The 21,083-nt window shown below is 60.9% G+C and carries 18 protein-coding genes and 6 pseudogenes; 14 read left to right on the top strand and 10 right to left on the bottom strand.

Going from position 1 to position 21,083, the window contains the following annotated elements:
- Nucleotides 1-198 precede the first annotated feature (198 nt).
- The 5 genes and pseudogenes from RW095_RS05660 to RW095_RS41295 all read right to left on the bottom strand — a co-directional run.
- Nucleotides 199-351 (bottom strand): annotated as a pseudogene (locus RW095_RS05660) (integrase core domain-containing protein); the annotation flags it as partial.
- Between the two features lie 404 nt (nt 352-755).
- A complete protein-coding gene (locus RW095_RS05655) occupies nt 756-1,052 on the bottom strand; it encodes a hypothetical protein (RefSeq protein ID WP_317015029.1) in 297 nt (98 codons plus the stop codon).
- Between the two features lie 213 nt (nt 1,053-1,265).
- Nucleotides 1,266-1,664 (bottom strand): DUF3331 domain-containing protein, encoded by a 399-nt coding sequence (locus RW095_RS05650; protein ID WP_317015028.1) that lies wholly within the window; start codon nt 1,662-1,664, stop codon nt 1,266-1,268.
- Between the two features lie 344 nt (nt 1,665-2,008).
- Complete coding sequence (locus tag RW095_RS05645) at nt 2,009-3,289, bottom strand: MFS transporter (RefSeq protein WP_317015026.1); 1,281 nt, start codon at nt 3,287-3,289, stop codon at nt 2,009-2,011.
- A 41-nt stretch (nt 3,290-3,330) separates the two neighbouring features.
- A pseudogene (locus RW095_RS41295) lies at nt 3,331-4,117 on the bottom strand (thiamine pyrophosphate-binding protein).
- 406 nt (nt 4,118-4,523) lie between these two features.
- Here RW095_RS41295 and RW095_RS05630 point away from each other — a divergent pair.
- The 9 genes and pseudogenes from RW095_RS05630 to RW095_RS05590 all read left to right on the top strand — a co-directional run bounded on the left by RW095_RS05630 (nt 4,524) and on the right by RW095_RS05590 (nt 12,372).
- The gene (locus RW095_RS05630) at nt 4,524-5,150 is read left to right on the top strand and encodes a hydrolase (RefSeq protein ID WP_317015025.1); all 627 of its coding nucleotides are present in this window, start codon (nt 4,524-4,526) and stop codon (nt 5,148-5,150) included.
- A 93-nt stretch (nt 5,151-5,243) separates the two neighbouring features.
- Nucleotides 5,244-5,405: a hypothetical protein gene (locus tag RW095_RS05625; RefSeq protein ID WP_317015023.1), complete on the top strand. Its 162-nt coding sequence runs from the start codon at nt 5,244-5,246 to the stop codon at nt 5,403-5,405.
- Between the two features lie 33 nt (nt 5,406-5,438).
- A protein-coding gene (locus RW095_RS05620) for an IS3 family transposase (RefSeq protein WP_394364999.1) occupies nt 5,439-6,574 on the top strand; the annotation gives its coding sequence in 2 pieces (ribosomal slippage) (nt 5,439-5,703 and nt 5,703-6,574; 1,137 coding nt in all).
- A gap of 52 nt (nt 6,575-6,626) precedes the next feature.
- Nucleotides 6,627-8,417, top strand: a pseudogene (locus RW095_RS05615) (amidohydrolase family protein); the annotation flags it as partial.
- Between the two features lie 14 nt (nt 8,418-8,431).
- Entirely contained in the window at nt 8,432-8,827 is a 396-nt protein-coding gene (locus RW095_RS05610) for a DoxX family protein (RefSeq protein ID WP_317015018.1), read from the top strand.
- 33 nt (nt 8,828-8,860) lie between these two features.
- Nucleotides 8,861-9,523: an HD domain-containing protein gene (locus RW095_RS05605; protein WP_317015016.1), complete on the top strand. Its 663-nt coding sequence runs from the start codon at nt 8,861-8,863 to the stop codon at nt 9,521-9,523.
- A 102-nt stretch (nt 9,524-9,625) separates the two neighbouring features.
- Nucleotides 9,626-9,862 carry a DUF1427 family protein gene (locus tag RW095_RS05600; RefSeq protein ID WP_317015015.1) on the top strand — a complete coding sequence of 79 codons (237 nt, stop codon included), beginning with the start codon at nt 9,626-9,628 and terminating at the stop codon, nt 9,860-9,862.
- A 105-nt stretch (nt 9,863-9,967) separates the two neighbouring features.
- Nucleotides 9,968-10,903, top strand: a complete 936-nt coding sequence (locus tag RW095_RS05595; protein WP_317015013.1) for a VOC family protein — start codon at nt 9,968-9,970, stop codon at nt 10,901-10,903.
- Nucleotides 10,904-10,917: 14 nt separating this feature from the next.
- Nucleotides 10,918-12,372, top strand: coding sequence for an alginate export family protein (locus RW095_RS05590; RefSeq protein ID WP_317015012.1), 1,455 nt, complete (start codon nt 10,918-10,920; stop codon nt 12,370-12,372).
- A 76-nt stretch (nt 12,373-12,448) separates the two neighbouring features.
- Here the strand turns inward: RW095_RS05590 and RW095_RS05585 are convergent, their stop codons facing one another.
- From RW095_RS05585 to RW095_RS05570, 4 genes and pseudogenes are all read right to left on the bottom strand, one after another.
- On the bottom strand, nt 12,449-12,769 hold the full coding sequence (locus RW095_RS05585) for an ATP-binding protein (RefSeq protein WP_317015010.1): 321 nt from the start codon (nt 12,767-12,769) through the stop codon (nt 12,449-12,451).
- A 903-nt stretch (nt 12,770-13,672) separates the two neighbouring features.
- Nucleotides 13,673-13,891: pseudogene (locus RW095_RS05580) on the bottom strand (transposase domain-containing protein); the annotation flags it as partial.
- Nucleotides 13,892-14,039: 148 nt separating this feature from the next.
- A pseudogene (locus RW095_RS05575) lies at nt 14,040-14,222 on the bottom strand (integrase); the annotation flags it as partial.
- A gap of 40 nt (nt 14,223-14,262) precedes the next feature.
- Nucleotides 14,263-15,228: an IS110 family RNA-guided transposase gene (locus RW095_RS05570; protein ID WP_317015009.1), complete on the bottom strand. Its 966-nt coding sequence runs from the start codon at nt 15,226-15,228 to the stop codon at nt 14,263-14,265.
- A gap of 628 nt (nt 15,229-15,856) precedes the next feature.
- On the opposite strand from RW095_RS05570, the gene RW095_RS05565 reads away from it, so the two are divergent.
- Complete coding sequence (locus RW095_RS05565) at nt 15,857-16,009, top strand: hypothetical protein (protein WP_317015008.1); 153 nt, start codon at nt 15,857-15,859, stop codon at nt 16,007-16,009.
- A pseudogene (locus RW095_RS41290) lies at nt 16,006-16,320 on the top strand (IS3 family transposase); the annotation flags it as partial. The gene RW095_RS05565 and the pseudogene RW095_RS41290, both read left to right, overlap by 4 nt.
- A 167-nt stretch (nt 16,321-16,487) precedes the next feature.
- On the opposite strand, the gene RW095_RS05560 reads toward RW095_RS41290, so the two are convergent.
- On the bottom strand, nt 16,488-17,198 hold the full coding sequence (locus tag RW095_RS05560; protein WP_394365077.1) for an IS6 family transposase: 711 nt from the start codon (nt 17,196-17,198) through the stop codon (nt 16,488-16,490).
- A gap of 190 nt (nt 17,199-17,388) precedes the next feature.
- Between RW095_RS05560 and RW095_RS05555 the strand changes: the two genes are divergently transcribed.
- The 3 genes from RW095_RS05555 to RW095_RS05545 all read left to right on the top strand — a co-directional run bounded on the left by RW095_RS05555 (nt 17,389) and on the right by RW095_RS05545 (nt 21,080).
- Nucleotides 17,389-17,565, top strand: a complete 177-nt coding sequence (locus RW095_RS05555) for a Rossmann-fold NAD(P)-binding domain-containing protein (RefSeq protein ID WP_317015005.1) — start codon at nt 17,389-17,391, stop codon at nt 17,563-17,565.
- A 222-nt stretch (nt 17,566-17,787) separates the two neighbouring features.
- Nucleotides 17,788-20,109 (top strand): DUF3141 domain-containing protein, encoded by a 2,322-nt coding sequence (locus tag RW095_RS05550; protein ID WP_317015004.1) that lies wholly within the window; start codon nt 17,788-17,790, stop codon nt 20,107-20,109.
- 32 nt (nt 20,110-20,141) lie between these two features.
- Nucleotides 20,142-21,080 carry a phosphate acetyltransferase gene (locus tag RW095_RS05545; RefSeq protein ID WP_317015003.1) on the top strand — a complete coding sequence of 313 codons (939 nt, stop codon included), beginning with the start codon at nt 20,142-20,144 and terminating at the stop codon, nt 21,078-21,080.
- The last annotated feature ends 3 nt before the right edge of the window (nt 21,081-21,083 follow it).

The raw sequence follows: 21,083 nt of genomic DNA, 5'->3' as shown, positions 1-21,083 counted from the left end.
CGGCTTCTTCCGCATAGCCTTGACTTACATTGAAACGCTCGAATATCGCGAGCGTGCTAAAGACCAGGTGCGCGGAACGAGCTAACGTCAACAGTAATGGAATGGACGCCACCACCCGAGGTGGGATCAATGTGCCAAAGCGGGAGTGTCGAAGCAAAGACTGGAGTTGACCCTGTAACTCAGGTCACTCGGACACCGTTAGGTTGATGATGCAGCGTTTCGCCGGAACTCCCGGGGAGAGCGGTACTTCAGTGCCTTATGCGGGTGGCGTTCGTTGTAATGCTCAAAGGCGCCGGCCAGATGCGAGAGCGCTGTTGGCACATCAGGCTTGTGCATAAAGGCAATGTAATCAACCTCCGAGCAGGAGGTGTCAAGCTCGATCACGAGTTCGTCCCAGTGCGGCAACACTCTGACAGGTACGCCGAGTGTGCGGCCCAGTTGCTGCGCGGAGGTGACAGTCGTTTCCGTCGTCTCTCCATGCGCGAACAGGATAGAAGATGCTAATGCGACGGTGTTCACTTCGTCCATGGGGACTCGGTGAGGGATGGCGTCTCGGTTCATGCCGCCTCAAAGGATAGTGTCGGTGTGGATGGCGAGGTTCAAGGCTTTGGATGCGCGTGGGTAGCGACCTGGATCAACGATGTCTCGAAATATCTTGTGTCGCGAACGGATCGGGCTGGCCGACCGGAGCGGTGGTGTGCCCGGCCCCGCCGCATATTTCAGGACGATGATTGCGTTGTCCTAAGATCGCCCGGCTAGCGATCGTTCATGCCGCCAGTGGGTAAGCGCGCATCACCGGGCTGCTTGTTTTGCCGGGAACAATTCCATGATCCGTCATCGTGCCGGAAGAAAACGATGGTCAAGTCCTTGTCCGCACACGTCGGCCCGATGCGTACGTAGCGCCTTCGATCCGTTCGGGTGCGACTGAACTCCATCACGCGGACTGTCACCGCCGCAGAAGGTCCAAACCACTTGTCGACCAGTGTTCGCAAGCACTTCTCGCCGGAATCCATCTTGCCCTCCTCTGACTGCGGCGACATCACGAGGATCACTCACCGCTCTTTGATACTAGTGGTTGCGGCACAGGGTGCCTATTACATAAAGCTGGAACGAGTGGTGTAGCGTTGCAGACATGGTCTGAGTTGCCGAAATCGATTGGCGCGACGGCCACTGGACTCCGAGTGGAGGAAGCGTTCCATCCCATCTTTGCGTATCATCATTCAAGGCAGGCGCAGAGTCGTCGACGAAGACCTGGATTCGAAGCGTCAGACATCTTCCTCCACAGGGATAGCCTCGATGACCGTAGCCAGAATCATCGCTTCGATGTTTCGCGGTACAGGTCGAATACGTCTGGGTCGATACACGGCCTTGCCTGTTGCAATGGGCTGGCCACTCAAGGCGCACACTCCGGCTTTCCGCGCGATGCAGCGCCGCCAAAGCTGTTCGCCGTAGCAGCAAGAGGCCGCGTCCCGCCATGCAACGGTTGCAGAGGTCGGTCCATCGCGCTCCAGCACCTGGATGACGCATGTCCGAAAGTAGCCTTCGCCACGCTTTAGGCGGGCGCGACCGGACACAACGGGAAGTTGTATTTCACCCTCGCCATTGCCGCCGAGGAGCGCTATCGTTGATAACCACGTTCTGTCTGCATCAAAGGGAGCTTGCATGATGCGGTTCCTCCGATCTCAGTAGACAAACAGGTGTTCCGACCGAGCTGAAAAGCAATGGAAAGCCCCTGAAAGGGCTAAGCGACCATCGTGCTTAGTCGCTCTTGGTGGCTCCGAATTCCCGAAACGACGCCGGTGCAGTCACTGTGAGTTGCCGGATTTGTGCCAACGCTTGACCTTCCTTTCGGGCCGGTACTGCATATATGTGAAGTGCGTCCGGGCCTAACCGGGAGTAGGATGTCGAACGTGTAGCTCGTGCCGGCGCTACGCGCGTGGGCTGATCCGACACCGGTTGCAGAATGTGGCGATGTTCGGCACTCTAAAGCGCGGGCGCCGGACGACGGCTAGTAGCCGCTTACCGCGCGTCCGCTCGGCCCGGTCTCGCGCATGAATATCGCAAGTATCATCGCAAGCACGACGCCGCCGAGCAGCCACGAGCCAGCTGTGCGGAATACCGGCAGGTTCATTGCGCCGCCATTTGCGAGGTTGGCGAGCAGCTTGCCGTACGCAAGCGTGAGCACCGCGCTGAACGTGAACACGAGGAAGTTAATGGCACCGCTGGCGCTCCCCTTCACGTTGTCCGGATTGACTTCTTTGATCACTGTATAAGGCAGCATCGCGGCACCGGAGCCGATGCCGAGCAGCAGCCCGAGCACATATGGCGGCGCTACGCCAACCGGCAGATAAAAAATACTAGCGCCCGATGCAAGCATCAGCAGCGCGCCGAAGAAAAATACCGGCTTGCGGCGGCCCAGGCGGTCGGACAGGTAGCCCAACAGCGGACAACCGATCACCCAGCCGAGCGGAACCATGCTCGCGCGATTGACGGCCTCCGCGTAGCTGACGTCGAGGCCGCCGCGCAGGAACGGAATGCCCCAGATCATGTCGCCGATTGTCGTCGGCAGGAACAGCAGACCGGCGCAGAAACCGCACAGATACGACTGCGGATTGGACAGCACTTCCTTGTACGGCGCGAACATCCTCATCCACGAACCCGGGCTGACTGAGTTATCGTCATGCGGCGCCGGCGTCGCGATGAACATCAGCGCAGCGATCAAGAAGATGACGATGCCGGCGAACCACCAGAACTGCTGCCACGTGATGAGACCGTGAATGAGCGGTGCAACGGCGAATTGACCAGCGGAACCCCCCAGCATACCGAAGCATTGCGTGAAACCGACCGCAGTCGCAAGCGAGCGTGAGGGGAAGCCGCGCGTGGCGAGATACATTGCGCCGATGAACCCGCATGCCGAACCCGCGCCTTGGAGAAGGCGGCCGATCTGCGCGGCCTCCAGGCTGCCCAAGCCGAACAGTGCCGCCCCGACGGCGACGAGAACGACGCCGGCCGGAATGACGGCCTTGCCGCCGAGCCGATCGAGTAAGGCACCGAAAACGATCGAGAACAGCGCATAGGTGTAGTAGTAAAGGCCAACGAGCGTGCCCACGCCCAGCGCATCGCGGGCGAACGCGGTGCTCAACTCAGGCACCATCACGCCCGGCGCGGAACGTAGCATGTACTGCATGAAGTAGAACGCGGCGCAGAAAAGCCAGGCGATGACGAAGCCAATATTTAGAGACCCGCGATCCGATTGAATCTTTGCGGCGATTGCGACTTTGCTGGACATGGTTCGATCTCCACTCGTTTTCTTTGTCGATCAGGCACGGGCTACCGGAACAGATTGGCCTGTGCGAGGTCGATGAGCTGCTGGCCGCGACCGTCCATGACGGCGCGAAGCATAAACAGCCCAAAGCGGTAGGTCTGGTCGGCAGTGGCCGCAGGCGGCATCACGAGTTCCTGACGTGCGCTCACGATGTCGACGAGTGCCGGACCCGGATGAGCGAATGCTTCGCGCAGTGCTCCTGCCAGTTCGGCGGGGTGCTGGACGCGCACGCCTTTGATGCCGATTGCATTGGCCATTGCGGCGAAGTTCGGATCTTTCAGATCAGCGCTCCAGGTCGGGACACGCTTTGTGAGAGTCCCAAGCGCGACATTTCCGGGTATCACGACAACCGCGACACCTTTACGCGCAACTGCCGTCCGGATAGCGCGCCCCAGAATTTGGGGCAACTGGTCGGGACTGTGGACGAGTTCGACATAGTGGCTGCATTCCTTGAACAGCACCTTCGGGATGGGTAGCCTGAAAATAGTCGATACCGATTTCGGTACTTGGTACATGCGCGGCGATAGCGAGAACGGGGACCCCACTTCGATGGCAGTCGAACCATCCATTGATCAGGTGCAGATTCCCTGGGCCACAACTTCCACAGCAGACAGCGAGTTGCCCCGTGGGATGGGCCTCGGAACCGGCGGCGAATGCCGCGCTTTCCTCATGCCGCATGTGAACCCATTCGATCGAACCATCCCGGCGTAAGGAATCCGTGAATCCGTTCAGCGAATCTCCCACCACACCGAAGACGCGCTTTACTCCGGCACTTTTCAGTGTACCGACCATATAGTCAGCAGCTATCGTTGCGATTTCACATCTCTCTTTGAACGGGTCATCGTCCCAAGTGCCTGATGCTAGTTGGCAAGGCGAAAGACGGCTATTACATGAATATGGAAGCTCACGCGACGTGAATGATGTTCGACGCTGCATGAGCAACGAGACCAGACACCGGCACGTACCCAGGGACTACATAAACATGCAATATCCCGGGAGGCCACAACGTTATATGTTCTCGTAATGCCGGTGCGGCCCTGTGAAGCTCGCTTATGCATCTGAGCCGCGCGGGGAGAACCATTCGTATCCGCGTTGCCGACGCGCCGTCGAGGTGAGTCATTCCGCTAGCCGAATCTTTACGCGGTTGCCTTCCTGGAACCGTGCGGGTCCCTTGTATTCTCAAAAACTGGAGCTCCTCATGGCACATGAACTGTTGACGCCTGACACGTGCGCGCTCGCGCTTATCGACCATCAACCGCAGATGTTCTTCGGTACGCACTCGCACGAGCGCACCACCATCCTGCATAACATCCAGATCCTTGCAAAGAGCGCAAAGCTCTTCAAGTTGCCGACCGTTTTGACGACAGTCGCCGCTGACTCTTTTAGCGGCCAATTGCTGCCGGAAGTGCAGTCGGTGTTTCCGCAGACGAAGCCGATCGACCGCACGTCCATGAACTCGTGGGAAGACAAGGGCTTTCGTGAAGCGATCAAGGAAACGGGCCGCAAGAAGATAGTGATCGCGGGTCTGTGGACCGAAGTATGCGTAGCGTTCCCGACCGTGCAAATGCTCGCCGAAGGCTTCGAAATCTATGTGCCGACGGATGCATGCGGCGACATCACCGAAGAAGCGCATGAGCGCGCGGTGCAGCGCATCGTCCAGGCGGGCGCGGTGCCGATGACATCAGTGCAGTTCCTGTGCGAACTCCAACGAGACTGGGCGCGTGGTGAAACGTACGAAGGCTGCATGGACATCTTCAAGGCGCACACGTCGTATGGCATTGGCGTGCGCTACGCGAAGCAGATTCTCGGCGGGCACGCGGGCTAGGGGCTGATCGTCCCAAGCATTCCAACGCAATGGGTCATGCATGACGCTGTCGTCGCGCGTGGCCATGCCTGACCACGACCACGGAGAGCGACGATGACCGCACCGAATCAGTCCACGCAGCCCGCCCGCATTGCGGACCTGGTAATCTACAACGGCAAGATAGCGACGCAGGACGACAAGCGCTCGTTCGTGACGGCGCTCAGAGGTGGCCCCGGAGATCTGGACAGTCGGTTAGGTGGAATCGCTGGGTTCTGAAATGGGCATAATGCCTACAAAGGAAACCAGACGATGACGAAGAGAACCCGGCGCACGCACTCAGCGGCGTTCAAGGCGAAGGTGGCACTGGCAGCCGTACGCGGCGAGCGTACGCTGGCAGAATTGGCGCAGCAGTTTGAGGTTCATCCGAACCAGATCACAGAATGGAAGCGGCAGTTGCAAGAACGAGCGGCCGATGTGTTCGGCGCGGCGGGCGCGCCCGTCAATGAGCCGCCGGTGGACCTGAAGACGTTGCACGCGAAGATCGGCCAATTGGCGCTGGAGAATGATTTTTTGTCCGGCGCGCTCGGCAAGGCAGGCCTGCTGAGCGCAAAGAAATGATTGATCGTGCTCACCCCCTGCCGGTTTCCCGGCAGGTCAAGCTGGTCGGCATCAGCCGATCCAGTGCGTACTACGCGCCGAGCCCGGTCAGTGCCGCGGATCTGGCGCTCATGCGCCGCATCGACGAGTTGCACCTGGAGCACCCGTTTGCCGGCGCGCGCATGTTGATGCGCCTGCTCAAGCGAGAGGGCATAGTGGTCGGACGCAAGCACGTCGGCACGTTGATGCGCAAAATGGGCATCGAAGCGCTATATCGCAAGCCGAACTTGAGCCGCAAACATCTGGCTCACAAGATCTGGCCATACCTGCTGCGCAATCGGAAGATCGAGCGTAGCAACCAGGTGTACGCATTGGACACAACATACGTGCCTATGGCACACGGCTTCGTGTATCTCACTGCTGTGATCGATTGGGCCAGCCGCCGTGTTTTAGCGCACCGAGTCGCGATCACGATGGAAGCTGAACATGCGGTGGCAGCGCTTGAAGAAGCATTCGCGAAATATGGATTGCCTGAGATCGTCAACACCGATCAAGGCAGCCAATTCACCAGTACCGTCTTCACCGACGCGGTCCTCTCGCGCGGAATCGCCTTGTCGATGGATGGCAAGGGAAGTTGGCGGGACAACGTTTTTATCGAACGGCTGTGGCGCAGCGTGAAGTACGAAGAGATATATTTGAACGCCTATGAGTCCGTCGGCCAGGCACGGAAGTCCATCGCTAATTACCTGACGTGGTACAACCAGCAAAGGCCTCATTCAAGTCTATCGAACAAGACCCCGGATGAAGCTTACTTCGCGATGCTGCCCGCGATTAAATTGGCAGCGTGACCACCCAGCGTTCCACTTAAAAATCGAAAAAACTGTCCGAACGAACGGGGCCACCTCTCTCGCCGTCACGAAAGGCGAGATCGTCGCGAGCGGCAATGATCACGACATGATGCAATGGGCGAACGATTCGACGCGCCGCATCGACCTGAAAGGCCGCACGGTCATTCCCGGCCTCAACGATTCGCATCTTCACGTGATTCGCGGCGGCCTCAATTTCAATCTCGAGTTGCGCTGGGACGGCGTGCCGTCGCTGCGCGATGCGCTCGAGATGCTGCGCGCGCAGGTTGCGCGCACGCCGGCGCCGCAATGGGTGCGCGTGGTCGGCGGATGGAATGAATTTCAGTTTGCGGAGAAGCGCGCCCCGACGCTCGAAGAGATCAACGCGATCGCGCCGGATACGCCCGTCTTCATCCTGCATCTTTACGACAGCGCGCTGCTGAACGCAGCGGCGTTGCGCGCCGTCGGCTACGACCGCGATACGCCGAACCCGCCGGGCGGCGAAATCCAGCGCGACCGCCGTGGCAATCCCACGGGCATGCTGATCGCGCGTCCGAATGCGGGCCTGCTGTACGCGACGCTCGCGAAAGGTCCGAAGCTGCCGCTCGACGACCAGATGAACTCGTCGCGCCAGTTCATGCGCGAGCTGAACCGCCTCGGCGTGACAAGTGCGATCGATGCGGGCGGCGGTTATCAGGCCTACCCCGACGACTACGCCGTCATCATGGAACTCGCGAAGCGCAACGAGTTGACGGTGCGGATCGCGTACAACCTCTTCACGCAGAACGCGAAGAAGGAAATCGAAGACTTCGCGAAGTGGGTCAAGGTCACGAAACCCGGCGACGGCGACGACTTCCTGAAGGTCAACGGTGCAGGCGAAATGCTGGTGTTCTCCGCGGCCGACTTCGAAGACTTCCTGGAACCGCGCCCCGATCTGCCGGACGCGATGGAGGGCGAACTCGAAGCCGTCGTGCGCCTGCTGGTGCAGAACCGCTGGCCGTTCCGGCTGCATGCGACTTACGACGAATCGATCGAACGCTTTCTCACTGTGTTCGAGCGCGTCAATCAGGACACGCCGTTCGACGGCCTGCGCTGGTTCTTCGACCACTGCGAGACGATCTCACAGCGCAATATCGAACGCATTGCCGCGCTCAGCGGCGGCATCGCGGTTCAGCACCGGATGGCGTATCAGGGCGAGTACTTCATTGCCCGTTATGGCGCGGAAGCCGCTGCGCGCACGCCGCCCGTGCGGCAGATGCTCGCGGCAGGACTGCCCGTCGGCGCAGGCACGGACGCGACGCGCGTCGCGAGTTTCAATCCGTTCGTGTCGCTGTACTGGCTGGTATCGGGACGCACGGTGGGCGGCACGCCGATGTACGCCGCGCAAGACCGGCTGGATCGCATGGAAGCGCTGCGCCGCTATACAGTCGGCAGCGCGTGGTTTTCGAACGACGAGACGCGCAAGGGCGCACTCGTGCCGGGTCAGCTCGCGGATTTCGCGGTGCTGTCGGATGACTACTTCACCGTCGATGAAGATTGGATCAAGCATTTGACCTCGGTGCTGACGGTGGTCAACGGCCGCGTCGTTTATGCCGCCGACGAGTTCGAAACCTTCGCTCCGCCCGCGTTGCCCGTCAGCCCGACGTGGTCGCCCGTCGCGGAGTATGGCGGCTACGCGCGCTACCGTCCCGCCGCTGCGCCGTTGCAGCAATCGTGCAACGACGCGTGCGTGAACCTGTGCGGTGTGCACCGTCACGCGCATGGATGGGCATGGCGCAGCAACGTACCCGCCAGCGACGCGAACTCGTTCTGGGGCGCACTCGGTTGCAGCTGCTTTGCGTTCTGATGCGCCAGCACGCAATGAACCGTTTTTCCGCACCCGACGCCGCGCTGCTGTTTCTGCGCGTCACCGCGAGCGTGCTCGTGCTGCTCGTGCATGGGCTGCCGAAGGCGCTCCGCTACGCGAGCCAGCTCGATGTCATCGAAGACCCGCTGCATTTCGGCAAGACGCTGACGCTGGCCTTTGCGATTTTCGCGGAAGTGGTGTGTCCGCTGCTGATGATCGCGGGCATCGCGACGCGGCTTGCCGCGCTGCCGATCATGCTGGTCAGCGTGATTGCGCTTGGCCTCGTGCATCGCGACTGGACGCTGGATCAGGGGCAATTCGCTTGGATGCTGCTGATCCTGTTCGGCACCATTGCGATCGGCGGCGCAGGACGTTACCGGCTTGCGCTGCGGCCGCGTGCGTCCGGTTAACCGCAAGCGTGAGGGCAGGCGATGGAGCCGGACATGTCCAGTCAACGCGCGGCACGGCCCGTCGAAGTGGCGGGCGTGCGAATTCCACACACGCCGCTTGCAATTGCCGCCGCCGATACGGCGCAGTCGTCGCTGCCCGAGGTGGTGACCGCGCATGCGTCGCGCGTCTTCGTGTTCGCATCGCTCGCGGCGCAGCGCGAAGGCTGCGCATGCGAGCCCGACACGCTGTACGTCGCGGCGATGTTCGCAAACATGGGCCTGAACGCTGCCTATGCGCATTCGGCGCTGCGTTACGAAATAGACGGCGCGGATGCCGCGTATTCGTTTCTGCAGCATCAGGGCGCACTTGCAGACGTGCTTGACGACGTATGGCGGGCCATTGCCCTGCACATGACACCGGGTCTGCCTGCGGGCATCTCACCACTGGCGCGCGTGCTGTCGTCGGCGGTGCGCACCGACCTGTTCGCCGATGACCTTGACGCATACACACACATGGAGCGTGCCGCACTTCTCGCCACGTATCCACGCGGCGCCGGTTTCAAGGAAAAGATAATCGAAACGATCGGACACGGCGTCATGCATCGCCCGCTATCAACGTTCGGCACCCTTAGCGCGGATGTGCTCGATCGCATCAATCCGGACTTTTACAGGTTGAATTTCTGTGGATTAATCCTGGGCTCGCCATTGAAGGACTAGCCGCACATAAAAGACGAAGCGGGGAAGCCGAAGCACATCGCGCACGGCAGCCACGCAGCGACGCAGCGACGCAGCGACGCAGCGACGCGTGAGGAGTGAACCATGTCATATCTGATTTCATTGGGCGCGGGTCTTGTGGTCGGCCTGCTGTATTACCTGGTGCGCGTGCAATCGCCCGCGCCGCCGCTGATTGCGCTGGCGGGCCTGCTCGGCATCGTCATCGGCGAGCATGCGATTCCATTCGTGGAAGCGCAGATACGCACGTCCGAGGCGCAGTCCAAGAGCGCGCCGCCTGTTGCCGGCGGCAAGCCGACGTCGTCATGCGGCAAGGAGCAGTAGGCGACGATGCGTGGGGCGCTGTGCTCGCGCAAGAGCGGCGTGCCGCAAGTCGGAATCGGAGTGCGCGGCGCGAGGCAGCATCCATCACCATCAAGGAGTCTTTTTATGAATACCCTCAAGATATATCGATTGTTGCGCGCTACTGTCGTCGCGATTGCGGCGCTCGGCGTGACGCTGGCTGGTTCGCCCGCTTTCGCGGAAGCCGACCATCAGAACGCGGGCAAGAGCGTGCCCGTCGTGTCCGTCGGGCCGCAGTACGACACGACGCACGTCTATGTGTCGAACCAGGACATCGACGCATTCGTCGACAGCTTCGTGGCGACGTTCGGCGGCAAGGCGTCGCCGCGCGCCGTGTTCACGGTTACGCCGACGCCGAGCAAGACTGCCTCGCAATATGTGCAGACGCCTGTCGGCATGTTGTCGGTGTTCGCGTTCCAGACGCCGGTTCCGTATCCGTTCGGCAGCGAGCGCACGGGCTATCTCGTCACCGATATGGACAAGGCCGTGCGCGCCGCGCGCGCAGCGGGCGCGGATGTGATCGTCGATACGTTCGACGATCCGATCGGCAAAGACGCTGTCATCCAGTGGCCGGGCGGTCTTTACATGCAGCTCTACTGGCACACGAAGGCGCCTTCGTATGGTCCGCTCGAAGCCGCGCCGGACAATCGCGTCTACGTGTCCGCGCAGGCGGCCGACAACTTCACAAAGCGTTTCGTGCGCTTCTCGCATGGCAAGGTCGTCTCCGATAACCGCCGTGCGGATGGCGGCGAAATCGGCCGGCCCGGCGACACGATCCGGCGCGTGCGTATTGCGTCGGGCTTCGGCAACATGCTGGTGTTCGTGACGGACGGCAAGCTGCCGTATCCGTATGGCCGCGAGACGACGGGCTATCAGGTCGCCGATCTCGACGCGACGCTCACTAAGGCGCAAGGCGTCGGCGTGAAGGTGCTGGTGCCCGCGAGCAGCATGATCGAAGGGCGCAGCGCGGTGGTCGAATTTCCCGGCGGCTATGTCGCCGAGATTCACGAAGCGAAGAAGTGACGGTGCGTCGTTCAATGAGACTCGCGATCAAGCGCGGTAGAAGCGCCGCCGCCTGTGCGGCGCTCGCCGTGTGCGGCCTCGCGGATGGCACGAGCGCGCTCGCCGCCGACGCCACGGCGGACGCGAGCGCGGCCGACACATCGCAATGCAGCGCGAAGCGTCCGTCGTCGCTGTCGTTCAACCGCTGGCAGGAAGACTGGTCGGTACTGGCGTTGCCGTGCGTGCCGCGCAAGCCGTTCGACGCGCTCAAGTACATTCCCCTGGGCGGCGATCCTTCGACCTATCTATCGCTCGGCGCGACCCTGCGCGAGCGCTTCGAGCTGAACAACACGCCGCTGTTCGGTCTTGGCAGCGCGCGGCCCGACAGCTACGTGATCCAGCGCGCGCAGGTGCATGCCGACGCGCATATCGGCGAGCATGTGCAGGCCTTCTTTCAGCTCGAAGACGCGCGTCCCTTCGGCAAGGATTCCGTCACACCCGTCGACAAGAATCCGCTCGATATCGAGCAGGCGTTCGTGGCGTTCGTCTATGGCGTAGGCGGCGGCACGTTCAAGGCGCGCGTCGGCCGCCAGGAGATGGCGTTCGACTTGCAGCGTTTCGTGTCGGTGCGCGACGGCCCAAACGTGCGCCAGGCATTCGACGCGCTATGGGCCGATTATGAAATCGACAAGTGGCGCTTTATCGGCTACATGACGCAGCCCGTGCAGTACCGCGACGTCACGGCATTCGACGACGTGTCGAACCGCCATCTGACGTTCAGCGGCGTGCGCGTCGAGCGCGCGAACACCGGGCCGGGCGATTTGTCCGCGTACTGGTCGCGCTACAACCGCGACAACGCGCACTTTCTCGATGCGACGGGCACGGAGCATCGCGATGTGTTCGACGTGCGCTACGCGGGCAAGGTCGCACCGTTCGACTGGGACGCTGAAACGATGGTGCAGACGGGCCATGTCGGCAACGACACGATCCGCGCGTGGGCATTTGGTGTGCTGAGCGGCTATACGTTTGCATCGGTGGCGGGCTCGCCGCGGCTTGGCTTACAGGTGGACGGCGCATCGGGCGACCGGCATCCCGGCGATGGTCGCGTTGGAACCTTCAATCCGCTGTTTCCGAACGGTTATTACTTCACGCTGGCGGGCTATACGGGCTACAGCAACCTGATCCACGTGAAGCCTTCGATCACGTTCAAGGTTACGCCGAAGGTCTCGCTGCTGACGGCGCTCGGCTTCCAGTGGCGCGCGACGACGGCCGATTCTATCTACGGCCAAGGGATGGCCGTGGTGCCGGGCACAGTGGGCAAGGGAACGCGCTGGACGGGCATGTACGCGCAGGTTCGCGCCGACTGGCTGGTCAGTTCGAACGTTGCGCTCGCGCTGGAAGCGGTGCACTTCGAAGTCGGCGATTCGATACGCGCGTTAGGCGCGCGCAATGCGGACTACGTGGGTGTGGAAGCAAAGTTTGGGTGGTGAAATGAGATCGATGCGACTACAGTACAGCCTTCCTCGCGTTGGTCTGGGTTGGGCGGCAAAAGTCGCCCAATATGCATTATTCGGGGCACGCATCGTGTCCGGAAATCTGATCAGGAGATATTGGCAGGACGACGCTGAACGTTGCCCCGTGGCGTTCATTGTTGACGGCGGTAAGACGACCCTCATGAGCTTCAATAATAGAGCGAGACACCGCAAGCCCGATGCCCATTCCCTTGTTCTTGGTCGTGACGAATGCGTCGAATATGCTGTCGTCACCGACGATGCCCGGACCGTTATCGATGACCTCGAGCAGCACGGACGGGTCGTCAAGGGATCTCGCGGTAATGAGAATCTTCGGTGTGCGTCCCGCGTTCTCCGCAGCCGTAAAGCAAAGCAAAGCAAAGTTGTCACCGGCCAGAGGCCGCGCACATGAGCTCGAATCCTCCGAGTTGCCAACATTGCTTCGCTTCTTAACGAAGTAATGTCGTCAACTCGCATTAGCGCGAACTAAACTTGTCAATTCGCGTTGGTCCTCGACTACAAATCCTCGAGTGGGGTGGCGAGAATAGTTGGCGGTTTGCGAAGTTTGGCGCGTCTAGCATTTCTTCATGCGAGGAGATGGGGCGCGAGTCACCCCAACCATCAAGAACGGTGAGCTAAAATCAATGATTGGTACTGCTATCAATGTTCGTTCGCGACACATTCGTTGGAATCCCGTGTGGGATTCGAACCGTAAAAGCAGCGACGTGTGGCGCTTCTGCGTGGCGCAAGTCACAACGAAGCACGCGGTCGGCAAAGCCATCAACCCCATTGTCCGACATTTCCGAAATCACATGGCAGGAAGAAATCGTCTTGGCGGTGACGAGTGCGGCGTGTAGCTCTCCGACCAGGTCGAGCCGTGCCGGCGCCATGGTGAGCCGAAGCTTTTCCTCCGTTCGTCTCAACGAAGCATTCGTCTAAGAGATGCGAAAACTGCTGTTTGACAACATTACTTCGCTTTTGGTGACAACTTTCCTTCGCTTTACGTCTGCCTAACCTGGCGGCAATCAGAGGCTGGCAGGTCGTCGATGCCCTATGCCCTACCTCCCCTGCGAACCGGGATGTGCGCCATCGAGCGGCCATTGGCGACCGTACCCAAGGCCACCTTCTGCCGCTCACCTGACCCAGGCAGCGGTCATTCGACCGTAAGCGGCAGCTTTAGCACACCGAATGGAGAATCGTGCAACTGAGGGTCGTGCGTAGGGGCACCGCCGAGGAGCGCCGGGTGTGTCAGCCGTCCAGTGCCCCTGGCCTCTTGATGCCGCGCATGTTTGAATGGCAAGAGGTCCGTCACGTCGGCGTCCGGTGGACGCTGCGGCAGCTCCTTAAGTACGCGCAACCGGTAGTCGTACGGTTCGACACCGCAGGCGCGGCACGTCAGCATGAGACTGTAAATCGTGGCGCTCGCTTTTGCGCCGTCGACCGTGTCGCTGAACAGCCACGACTTTCCCGAAGTGGCGAACGGCCTGATGTCCCGCTCTTATCCGGGTACCGGAATTATGCGGACTTCCAGGTGCCGACCATATTCATGATCTAACGTTGTTCTCGGTCGGCGCCTCGATATGCGCCATGAAGTCTCGATAGTTGATGAAAGCGACCACCCGATTCATGTCAAGAAGCGAGCATAATCATAGTCGATCAAGGAAGGCCAGAAGGTCGCGCGGTGGACGAAACCGCCTCTGTCTGAACTGAACAGGCTGAATGGCATTGAGTGCCCGCTGTTTCATGGCGAGGTCAGCTTCAATGTACATGTGAATTGTTGCAGGGCTTTCGTGACCGAGCCACAAAGCAATCAACGACAGGTCTACGCCACCCCCCCCCCCGGTGTCACAATAGATACTGTGGTCGCCGTCAAGCATTTTGCAGTTTAGGATCGAAGCACTTGCCTGACCTGATAACACCGAAAGCGACGTGAACGAGCTTGCGCATCATCGCACCGATGATGAGTTTGGCAGGCTTGCCGGAAGCCGCCAGCCGTTCGCGAAAGCGCTTTCCCCAATCAGTTTTGTAAAGCGTTGTCATGGCAGGCATATAAAGCGCTTTACGCAAAAAGGCGTGACCGACTTTTGACATACGGGGTCTGCCTTTGACGCTGCTGCCGGATTCGTGCTGTCGCGGATCGAGACCGGCAAAGGCCGCCGCCTGCCGGGCGTTCGCAAAGCGGCCGGGGTGCATACAAAAGGCCAGCAGCACCGCGATAGTGCGCTCGCCCAGGCCTGGAATGCTATCGAGCAACATCTGTTTGCCCTTCATATCCGGGTCGCCGTCAATTTGATCACGGATCTTTTTGAGCAACCTCTTGATTTCGGTATCGAGCCATTCAATATGGCCGACAATGTCTTCTGCAACAACATTGCGCGCCACCTCAAGGCGATTGCTCTCTTGCGTGCGCATTGTTTGCAATGCCTCCAAGCGCAACACCGAGGCCCGCAAGGCCTGTTCTGCAGGTGACGGAGCTTGCCACGTTGTCGGGCGGCGTTCGAAGCAGAACTCTGCAATCAATTGGGCGTCGCCGCGATCTGTCTTACTGCGCGCCAGGCGGGAGGCGCCGAATGCCTTGATCTGCGCAGGATTGATCACGCTTACCGTCATGTCTTTGGCGGTCAGATACTCGGCAGCCGCTTCCCAATAAACGCCAGTGGCTTCCATGCACATGTGTGCATCCGAGGCTCCATGCTTGTCCAGCCACTCGACTAATGCATTGACGCCTTTCTGGTTATTCTCGAATACCTTATTTTTGTACTTTCCATTCACCAGGCACAGTGCGCAATCCAGCTTGGCTTTGGCGACGTCAATTCCGCAATGAAACGAATGCATGCAACATCCTCTGATGATCTACCTTGTGAATGCGGGCTGCCGGCCAAGCCGGGCCAAAGATACTGTCCGATCTGTTTCGGAGGGTGAGCGGCTGCTGCAAAGATCTATTGTCCTGGCTCAAGGCCAAAGTTGTCGCAGGCATCCAGCCGCTCGATCCTGGGGTGCCCCCCAAGAACTGCTGAGCGAATCCGATCTTCTTACATCATCGAATCCGTCACAAAGAAATCATACAAGTTGTCGCCTCTGAATTTTCTCAAATTGAAGAGCCAGAGGTGCAGGTTGAAGGAAAAACAAACGTATTCTGTCGAGTTCAAGGAGCAGGCGCTGTCGAAAGTCCTGCAGCGCGGAAGCCGCACCGTTGGATCGGTGGCCGACGAATTGAACATGAATTTACTGACATTAAGGAAGTGGATGAGAGGTAGTGCCGCTGCGAACCGGAGCTCAGACTCCGGACATGCAAAACGTCCAGAAGACTGGTCGCCGGAAGAACGGCTGCTGGCTTTGCACGAGAGCCACGGCCTGGTCGACGAAGCACTGAACGCGTGGTGTCGTGAGCGGGGGCTGTTCGCTCATCATCTCACCCAGTGGCGGATGGACTTTTGCGCCGGCGGCGGGACCGGCGCTCGCCGTGAGAACGCCCAGGAAGTACGGGGATCTGAAGCAGGCCAATGTGCAATTACAGCGCGAATTGAACCGCAAGGAGAAGGCGCTAGCGGAGGCGGCGGCGCTGTTGGTGCTGCAAAAAAAGTATCGTGCGCTGTTCGAGGGCGAGGCCGAATGACGGGCCTTGAAGAGCGCAAAACATTGATCGGCCTGATCAGCGAGGCGACGCTGGCCGGGGCTCGCCAGGCGCCCGCGTGTGAGATGCTGGGGCTGAGCGCACGGACGGTTCAGCGTTGGCGAGGCGGCGAACCTGACGCGGTGGACGGGCGCTCGTTACGACACCACCAGCCATCTCACAAGCTGAGCGCCGAAGAACGCACCGAACTGCTGGCAGTTGCGAACTCGGCCGGGTTTGGTCATTTGCCGCCGAGTCAGATCGTGCCTCGACTGGCTGACCAGCAACGCTATATCGCCTCGGAGTCGACGTTCTATCGGGTGCTGAAAGCCGGGAAGCAGCTTGCCCATCGGCGCAGTGAACGGCCGGTCAAATCGTGCGGCAAACCACGCGCGGTTCGCGCGGACGCGCCGAATCAGCTTTACAGGGTTCTGGTGCAAATAGGTAACCCGATTGAGAAGTTTCTTATAGGAAGGATGCCTTATCGAGTGGACAGGACAGCATTCCATACGGCGGGCGCAGCGGCATCCTTGAGGCCGAGCTTCGCGAGATCGAACTGGCCCTTGCGAATTCGATGCGTCAGCTCGATGCCTGAAATCGTGATCGCGGCGCTCCTGAACCGTTTGAAACCGAGCATCACATTCGTTCTGGATTTTATGTGGCGATGGTCCTGCTCGATCACGTTGTTCAGATATTTCGACGACCGGACCTTAGTGTCTTCAGGCAGCAGACCATCGGTCTTCATCTCGCGCACCGCACGGTGCGAGGCAGCATAGCCGTCGAGCGTGATGGTCTCCGGTGACTGGCCCTGATGCCTGATTGCCTTGTTGAAGAAGGCTTTGGCCGCAGCCACGTCGCGCCTCGGCCTGAGCATGAAGTCCACAGTCTCGCCGGCCCGATCCACCGCACGGTACAGGTAGACCCACCTGCCACGAATCTTCAGGTAGGTCTCGTCGACACGCCCCGAACGACCCGCAGGGGTAGCGAAGCGGTTCCAGCGTTTGACGAACTCGGGCGTATAACGCCTCACCCAGCGCAGGATCGTCGTGTGAGCCAGCGACAAACCCCGTTCGGCCATCATCTCGACCAGATCGCGTAGGCTAAGCTTGTAGCGCAGGTACCAGCGAACACACAGAATGATGATCTCCCGATCAAAATGGCGTCCGCTGAACAACTCCTCTAGGCTCTTCAGCTTGTTCATTGCCGGACATCAGTTCGTTTCGTTCCGACAACTTTAAGCGATTCGCCGATCCCATTTGCACCAGAACCCCTGTGACCTCTTCGGTGCGTGCAAGCTATGCGAGACAGTTCGCGAGAGTCCGCTTCGGATGCGCATACTGGTGGTCGGTGCAACTGGGCTCCTCGGTAAAGAAACCGTCGGTTTGCTGTCATCTAATCGTGACGTGATCAGCGCGAGCCGCAAAGGGTCGGCCATCGCCGTCGACATATCGAGTAAGGAATCGATCACCGCGATGTACAGGCAGACGCAGCCGCTTGAAGCGGTGGTGTGCGTTGCCGGCACTGCAAGGTTTGCGCCGCTCGACACGCTGGCAGGCTGAGGCTTGGCCGCACCCCGTTGGAAGGCACCGGATTGGTGCGGCATCCTGGCTTCGCCTATCGGCAGCCGCAAGATTGATCTAGGTCACAACAGGCCAAACCCGCACGCGTACGCTGCACGAGTCGCATGCGTTATCGGTGCGCGCACGAATTATCGAGCCCGCCAGCAGCCGCGGGGCAGCCGCTAGTGCGGCTCAATCAATGTAGCAATGGAGGACGGTGTCATGGACGCAGCCACGCAATTGGCGCGCAGTCAGGAAATTGCCGGGAAGGTCGCGTATGTGCTGGAAAAGCGCATGCAGAACGCAATGGAGCAGTACGGGAGACGGTTGCGCGCAGCCGTCGATGGCGACCCCGGCAGCGACCAGAGCGCTACCTCATTCGCGGCGCAACTCAACCCCTTGAGCGCATGGCATTACGCCATCGACGTCGCGCAGCGCTCGCTGCTGCTCTGGGACACGATGCGCGAGCGCGGAACGCAATACGTCGAACGCGCTTCACAGGAACTTAAGCCGGCGCTCCATTTCGACTACGACATCGTGCTCGACGCGAGGCACTTCGCGCGCCCCGTCAATTACGCGCTGCTGTATATCAAGCCGCCCGAAGGCGTGATCGTCGACGCGAAAAAGCGGCCTTATCTGATCATCGATCCGCGCGCCGGCCACGGTCCGGGCATTGGCGGCTTTAGAGACGATTCGCAGGTCGGCGTCGCGCTGCGTGCAGGCCACCCCGTGTACTTCGTCGTGTTCTTCCAGAACCCCGAACCCGGTCAGACGCTGCTCGACGTATGCGCCGCCGAACAGGAGTTCGTCAGGAAAGTGCGTGCGCTGCATCCCGACAGCGCGAAGCCGGCCATCATCGGCAACTGCCAGGGCGGCTGGGCCGCGATGATGCTCGCGAGTTCGTCGGCGGAGGATACCGGTCCCGTCGTCATCAACGGCGCGCCGATGTCATACTGGAGCGGCGCGTGGAGCGATGGCGCAGGCGACAATCCGATGCGCTATGCGGGCGGGATATTGGGCGGCACCTGGCTTGCGTCGTTTTCGTCCGATCTGGGCAACGGCAAGTTCGACGGCGCCTATCTCGTGCAGAACTTCGAGTACCTGAACCCGGCCAACACGCTGTGGGACAAGTACTACCACGTGTACGACAACATCGACACCGAGCCGCCACGCTTTCTGGAGTTCGAGCGCTGGTGGGGCGGCTACTACCTGATGAACCGCGAAGAGATCGAGTGGATCACGCGCAATCTGTTCATCGGCAACAAGCTCTGGTCGGGCGAAGTGAGCGGCGTTTCGGGCAAGGCGTTCGACCTGCGCGATATCCGCTCGCCGATCATCCTGTTCGCCTCGATGGGCGACAACATCACGCCGCCGCAGCAGGCCTTCAACTGGGTGACCGATCTCTATGGCAGCACCGAGGAAATCAAGGCGCGCGGCCAGGTCATCATCGGGCTGATGGACCAGGATGCCGGACATCTTGGCGTTTTCGTGTCGGGCAAGGTGGCGAAGAAGCAGCATGCGCAGATCGTCAACGTGCTCGAAATGATCGAGACGCTCGCGCCGGGCCTCTACGCGATGTTGATCAACGAGGTGAACGGCGCAGACGGGAAGGTCGCTTACGAGGTGACATTCGTCGAGCATCGTCTCGAAGAGATCGCGCAGCATTTCAACCGGTTCAAGCGCGAGGACGAAAAGCCGTTCGAAGCCGTTGCCGAGCTTTCCGAATTCAACCAGCGCGCTTATGAATTGTTCATGCAGCCCTACGTTCAGTGGATGTCGAACGAGGTCGCCGCGCGATGCCTGCGCCAATTTCATCCGCTACGCTTTCAGCGCTGGGCCTTTTCGGATCTGAATCCATGGCTTGCCTGGCTGCGCCCGGCGGCTGAAGCGGTCAAAGCGAACCGGCAGCATGCCGACGATATCGCGCCCTGGCGCGCGCTCGAACATCGCGGCTCGGAGATCGTCAGCGCCTCGCTCGACCACTATAGGGCAATGCGCGACGCCGGCGCCGAGTCGCTGTTCTTCAACCTCTACACCGCGCCCTTTCTGCTCCATTTCGCGGAACGTTATCGCAATCGCGAGATTGCCGTGTCCACGGCTACCGACCCGCGCGAACTGCCTTTCGTGAAGGAGGCATTGGCGTCGATCGCGCAGGGCGGCTACGACGAAGCCGTCGCCCGCGCGGCGTTCCTGCTTGGGCGCAGCGGCGAGCCGTTGCCGCTTGCCCGGCTTGCGACGCAGCGCGAACTGGTTGAAGCCTACGCCGAGTATCTGCCGAGCTTGCCCCCCGATCAGTGGCGGCGCGTGCGCGGCGAACAGGAGCTCATCGCGACTTACGAACCGCAACAGGCCATCGCGACGCTTCCCGCTCTTCTCGCCAAACCGGAAGACCGCAAGCGGCTGCTGACGTTGCTGGACGGTCTGCTGGCTGACACGCGCGTGCAAAGAGTGCCGCCGACCGCGCAGCAATGGGACGCGTTGCAACGCATTCGCGCGGTGCTCGGCGCTGCTCCCGCAGTGCGGCCCGAGCATGCTCTGTCATGAGCATGCCCACCTTTTCCATTGAGGAGTCATTCGTGGAACCCAGACACGCGAAGTATCGCCAGCTCATTGCCCACTGTCAGGCGCTGGCGCCGATGCCCACGGCCGTGGTTCACCCATGCGACAGGAGTTCGCTGGAAGGCGCGGTGGAAGCGGCGCGCAGCGGCCTGATCGTGCCGATCCTCGTCGGGCCGCGCGCTCGCATCGAATCGCTTGCCGCCGAGTGCAAGCTTTCGATCAGCGACTATCAGATCGTCGACGCGCCGTTCAGCGAGGCCTCCGCAGGCGCGGCCACGCAGCTGGTGCGCGAGGGCAAGGCCGAGGCGCTGATGAAAGGCAGCCTTCACACCGACGAGCTCATGGCCGAGGTCGTCCGGCGCGATGCGGGGTTGCGCACCGGCCGGCGCGTCAGCCACTGCTTCGTGATGGACGTGCCCGCCCACGCGGACGCGCTGATCGTAACCGACGCCGCTGTGAACATCGCGCCGACGCTGGAGGAAAAGGTCGACATCCTGCAAAACGCGATCGACCTTGCGCACGCGCTTCAGTTTCCGGAGGTACGGGTGGCGATCCTCTCGGCCATGGAGACCGTCAGCCCGAGGGTGCCCTCGACCATCGAAGCCGCCGCGCTGTGCAAGATGGTGGATCGGCGGCAGATCACGGGTGCGCTCGTCGACGGCCCGCTTGCACTCGATAATGCCATCGACCCCGAGGCGGCGCGCATCAAGCAGATCGATTCGCACGTGGCCGGGCGCGCCAACGTCCTGATGGTGCCGGACCTCGAAGCGGGCAACATGCTCGCCAAGAGCCTCTCGTTCCTTGCGGGCGCGGACGCGGCCGGCATCGTGCTGGGTGCACGCGTGCCGATCATCCTGACGAGCCGCGCCGATTCGCTCATTACGCGGCTCGCCTCGTGCGCGGTGGCGGTGCTCGTCGCGCATGCGCGACGCGAAGCCGCAAAGATCGTCGGGTGATGT

This window comes from Paraburkholderia kirstenboschensis, assembly GCF_032806925.1.
GTDB lineage: Bacteria > Pseudomonadota > Gammaproteobacteria > Burkholderiales > Burkholderiaceae > Paraburkholderia > Paraburkholderia kirstenboschensis.
The sequence above is the reverse complement of the archived record's forward strand: the minus strand, read 5'-3'. Positions and strand labels throughout refer to the sequence as shown.

Coding starts and splice junctions, on each gene's coding strand:
- RW095_RS05600 (WP_317015015.1), top strand. CDS start 9,626: ATGTCATATCTGATTTCATTGGGCGCGGGTCTTGTGGTCGGCCTGCTG.
- RW095_RS05550 (WP_317015004.1), top strand. CDS start 17,788: ATGGACGCAGCCACGCAATTGGCGCGCAGTCAGGAAATTGCCGGGAAG.
- RW095_RS05590 (WP_317015012.1), top strand. CDS start 10,918: ATGAGACTCGCGATCAAGCGCGGTAGAAGCGCCGCCGCCTGTGCGGCG.
- RW095_RS05605 (WP_317015016.1), top strand. CDS start 8,861: ATGTCCAGTCAACGCGCGGCACGGCCCGTCGAAGTGGCGGGCGTGCGA.
- RW095_RS05650 (WP_317015028.1), bottom strand. CDS start 1,664: ATGCAAGCTCCCTTTGATGCAGACAGAACGTGGTTATCAACGATAGCG.
- RW095_RS05595 (WP_317015013.1), top strand. CDS start 9,968: ATGAATACCCTCAAGATATATCGATTGTTGCGCGCTACTGTCGTCGCG.
- RW095_RS05645 (WP_317015026.1), bottom strand. CDS start 3,289: ATGTCCAGCAAAGTCGCAATCGCCGCAAAGATTCAATCGGATCGCGGG.
- RW095_RS05630 (WP_317015025.1), top strand. CDS start 4,524: ATGGCACATGAACTGTTGACGCCTGACACGTGCGCGCTCGCGCTTATC.
- RW095_RS05610 (WP_317015018.1), top strand. CDS start 8,432: ATGAACCGTTTTTCCGCACCCGACGCCGCGCTGCTGTTTCTGCGCGTC.
- RW095_RS05625 (WP_317015023.1), top strand. CDS start 5,244: ATGACCGCACCGAATCAGTCCACGCAGCCCGCCCGCATTGCGGACCTG.
- RW095_RS05570 (WP_317015009.1), bottom strand. CDS start 15,228: ATGCATTCGTTTCATTGCGGAATTGACGTCGCCAAAGCCAAGCTGGAT.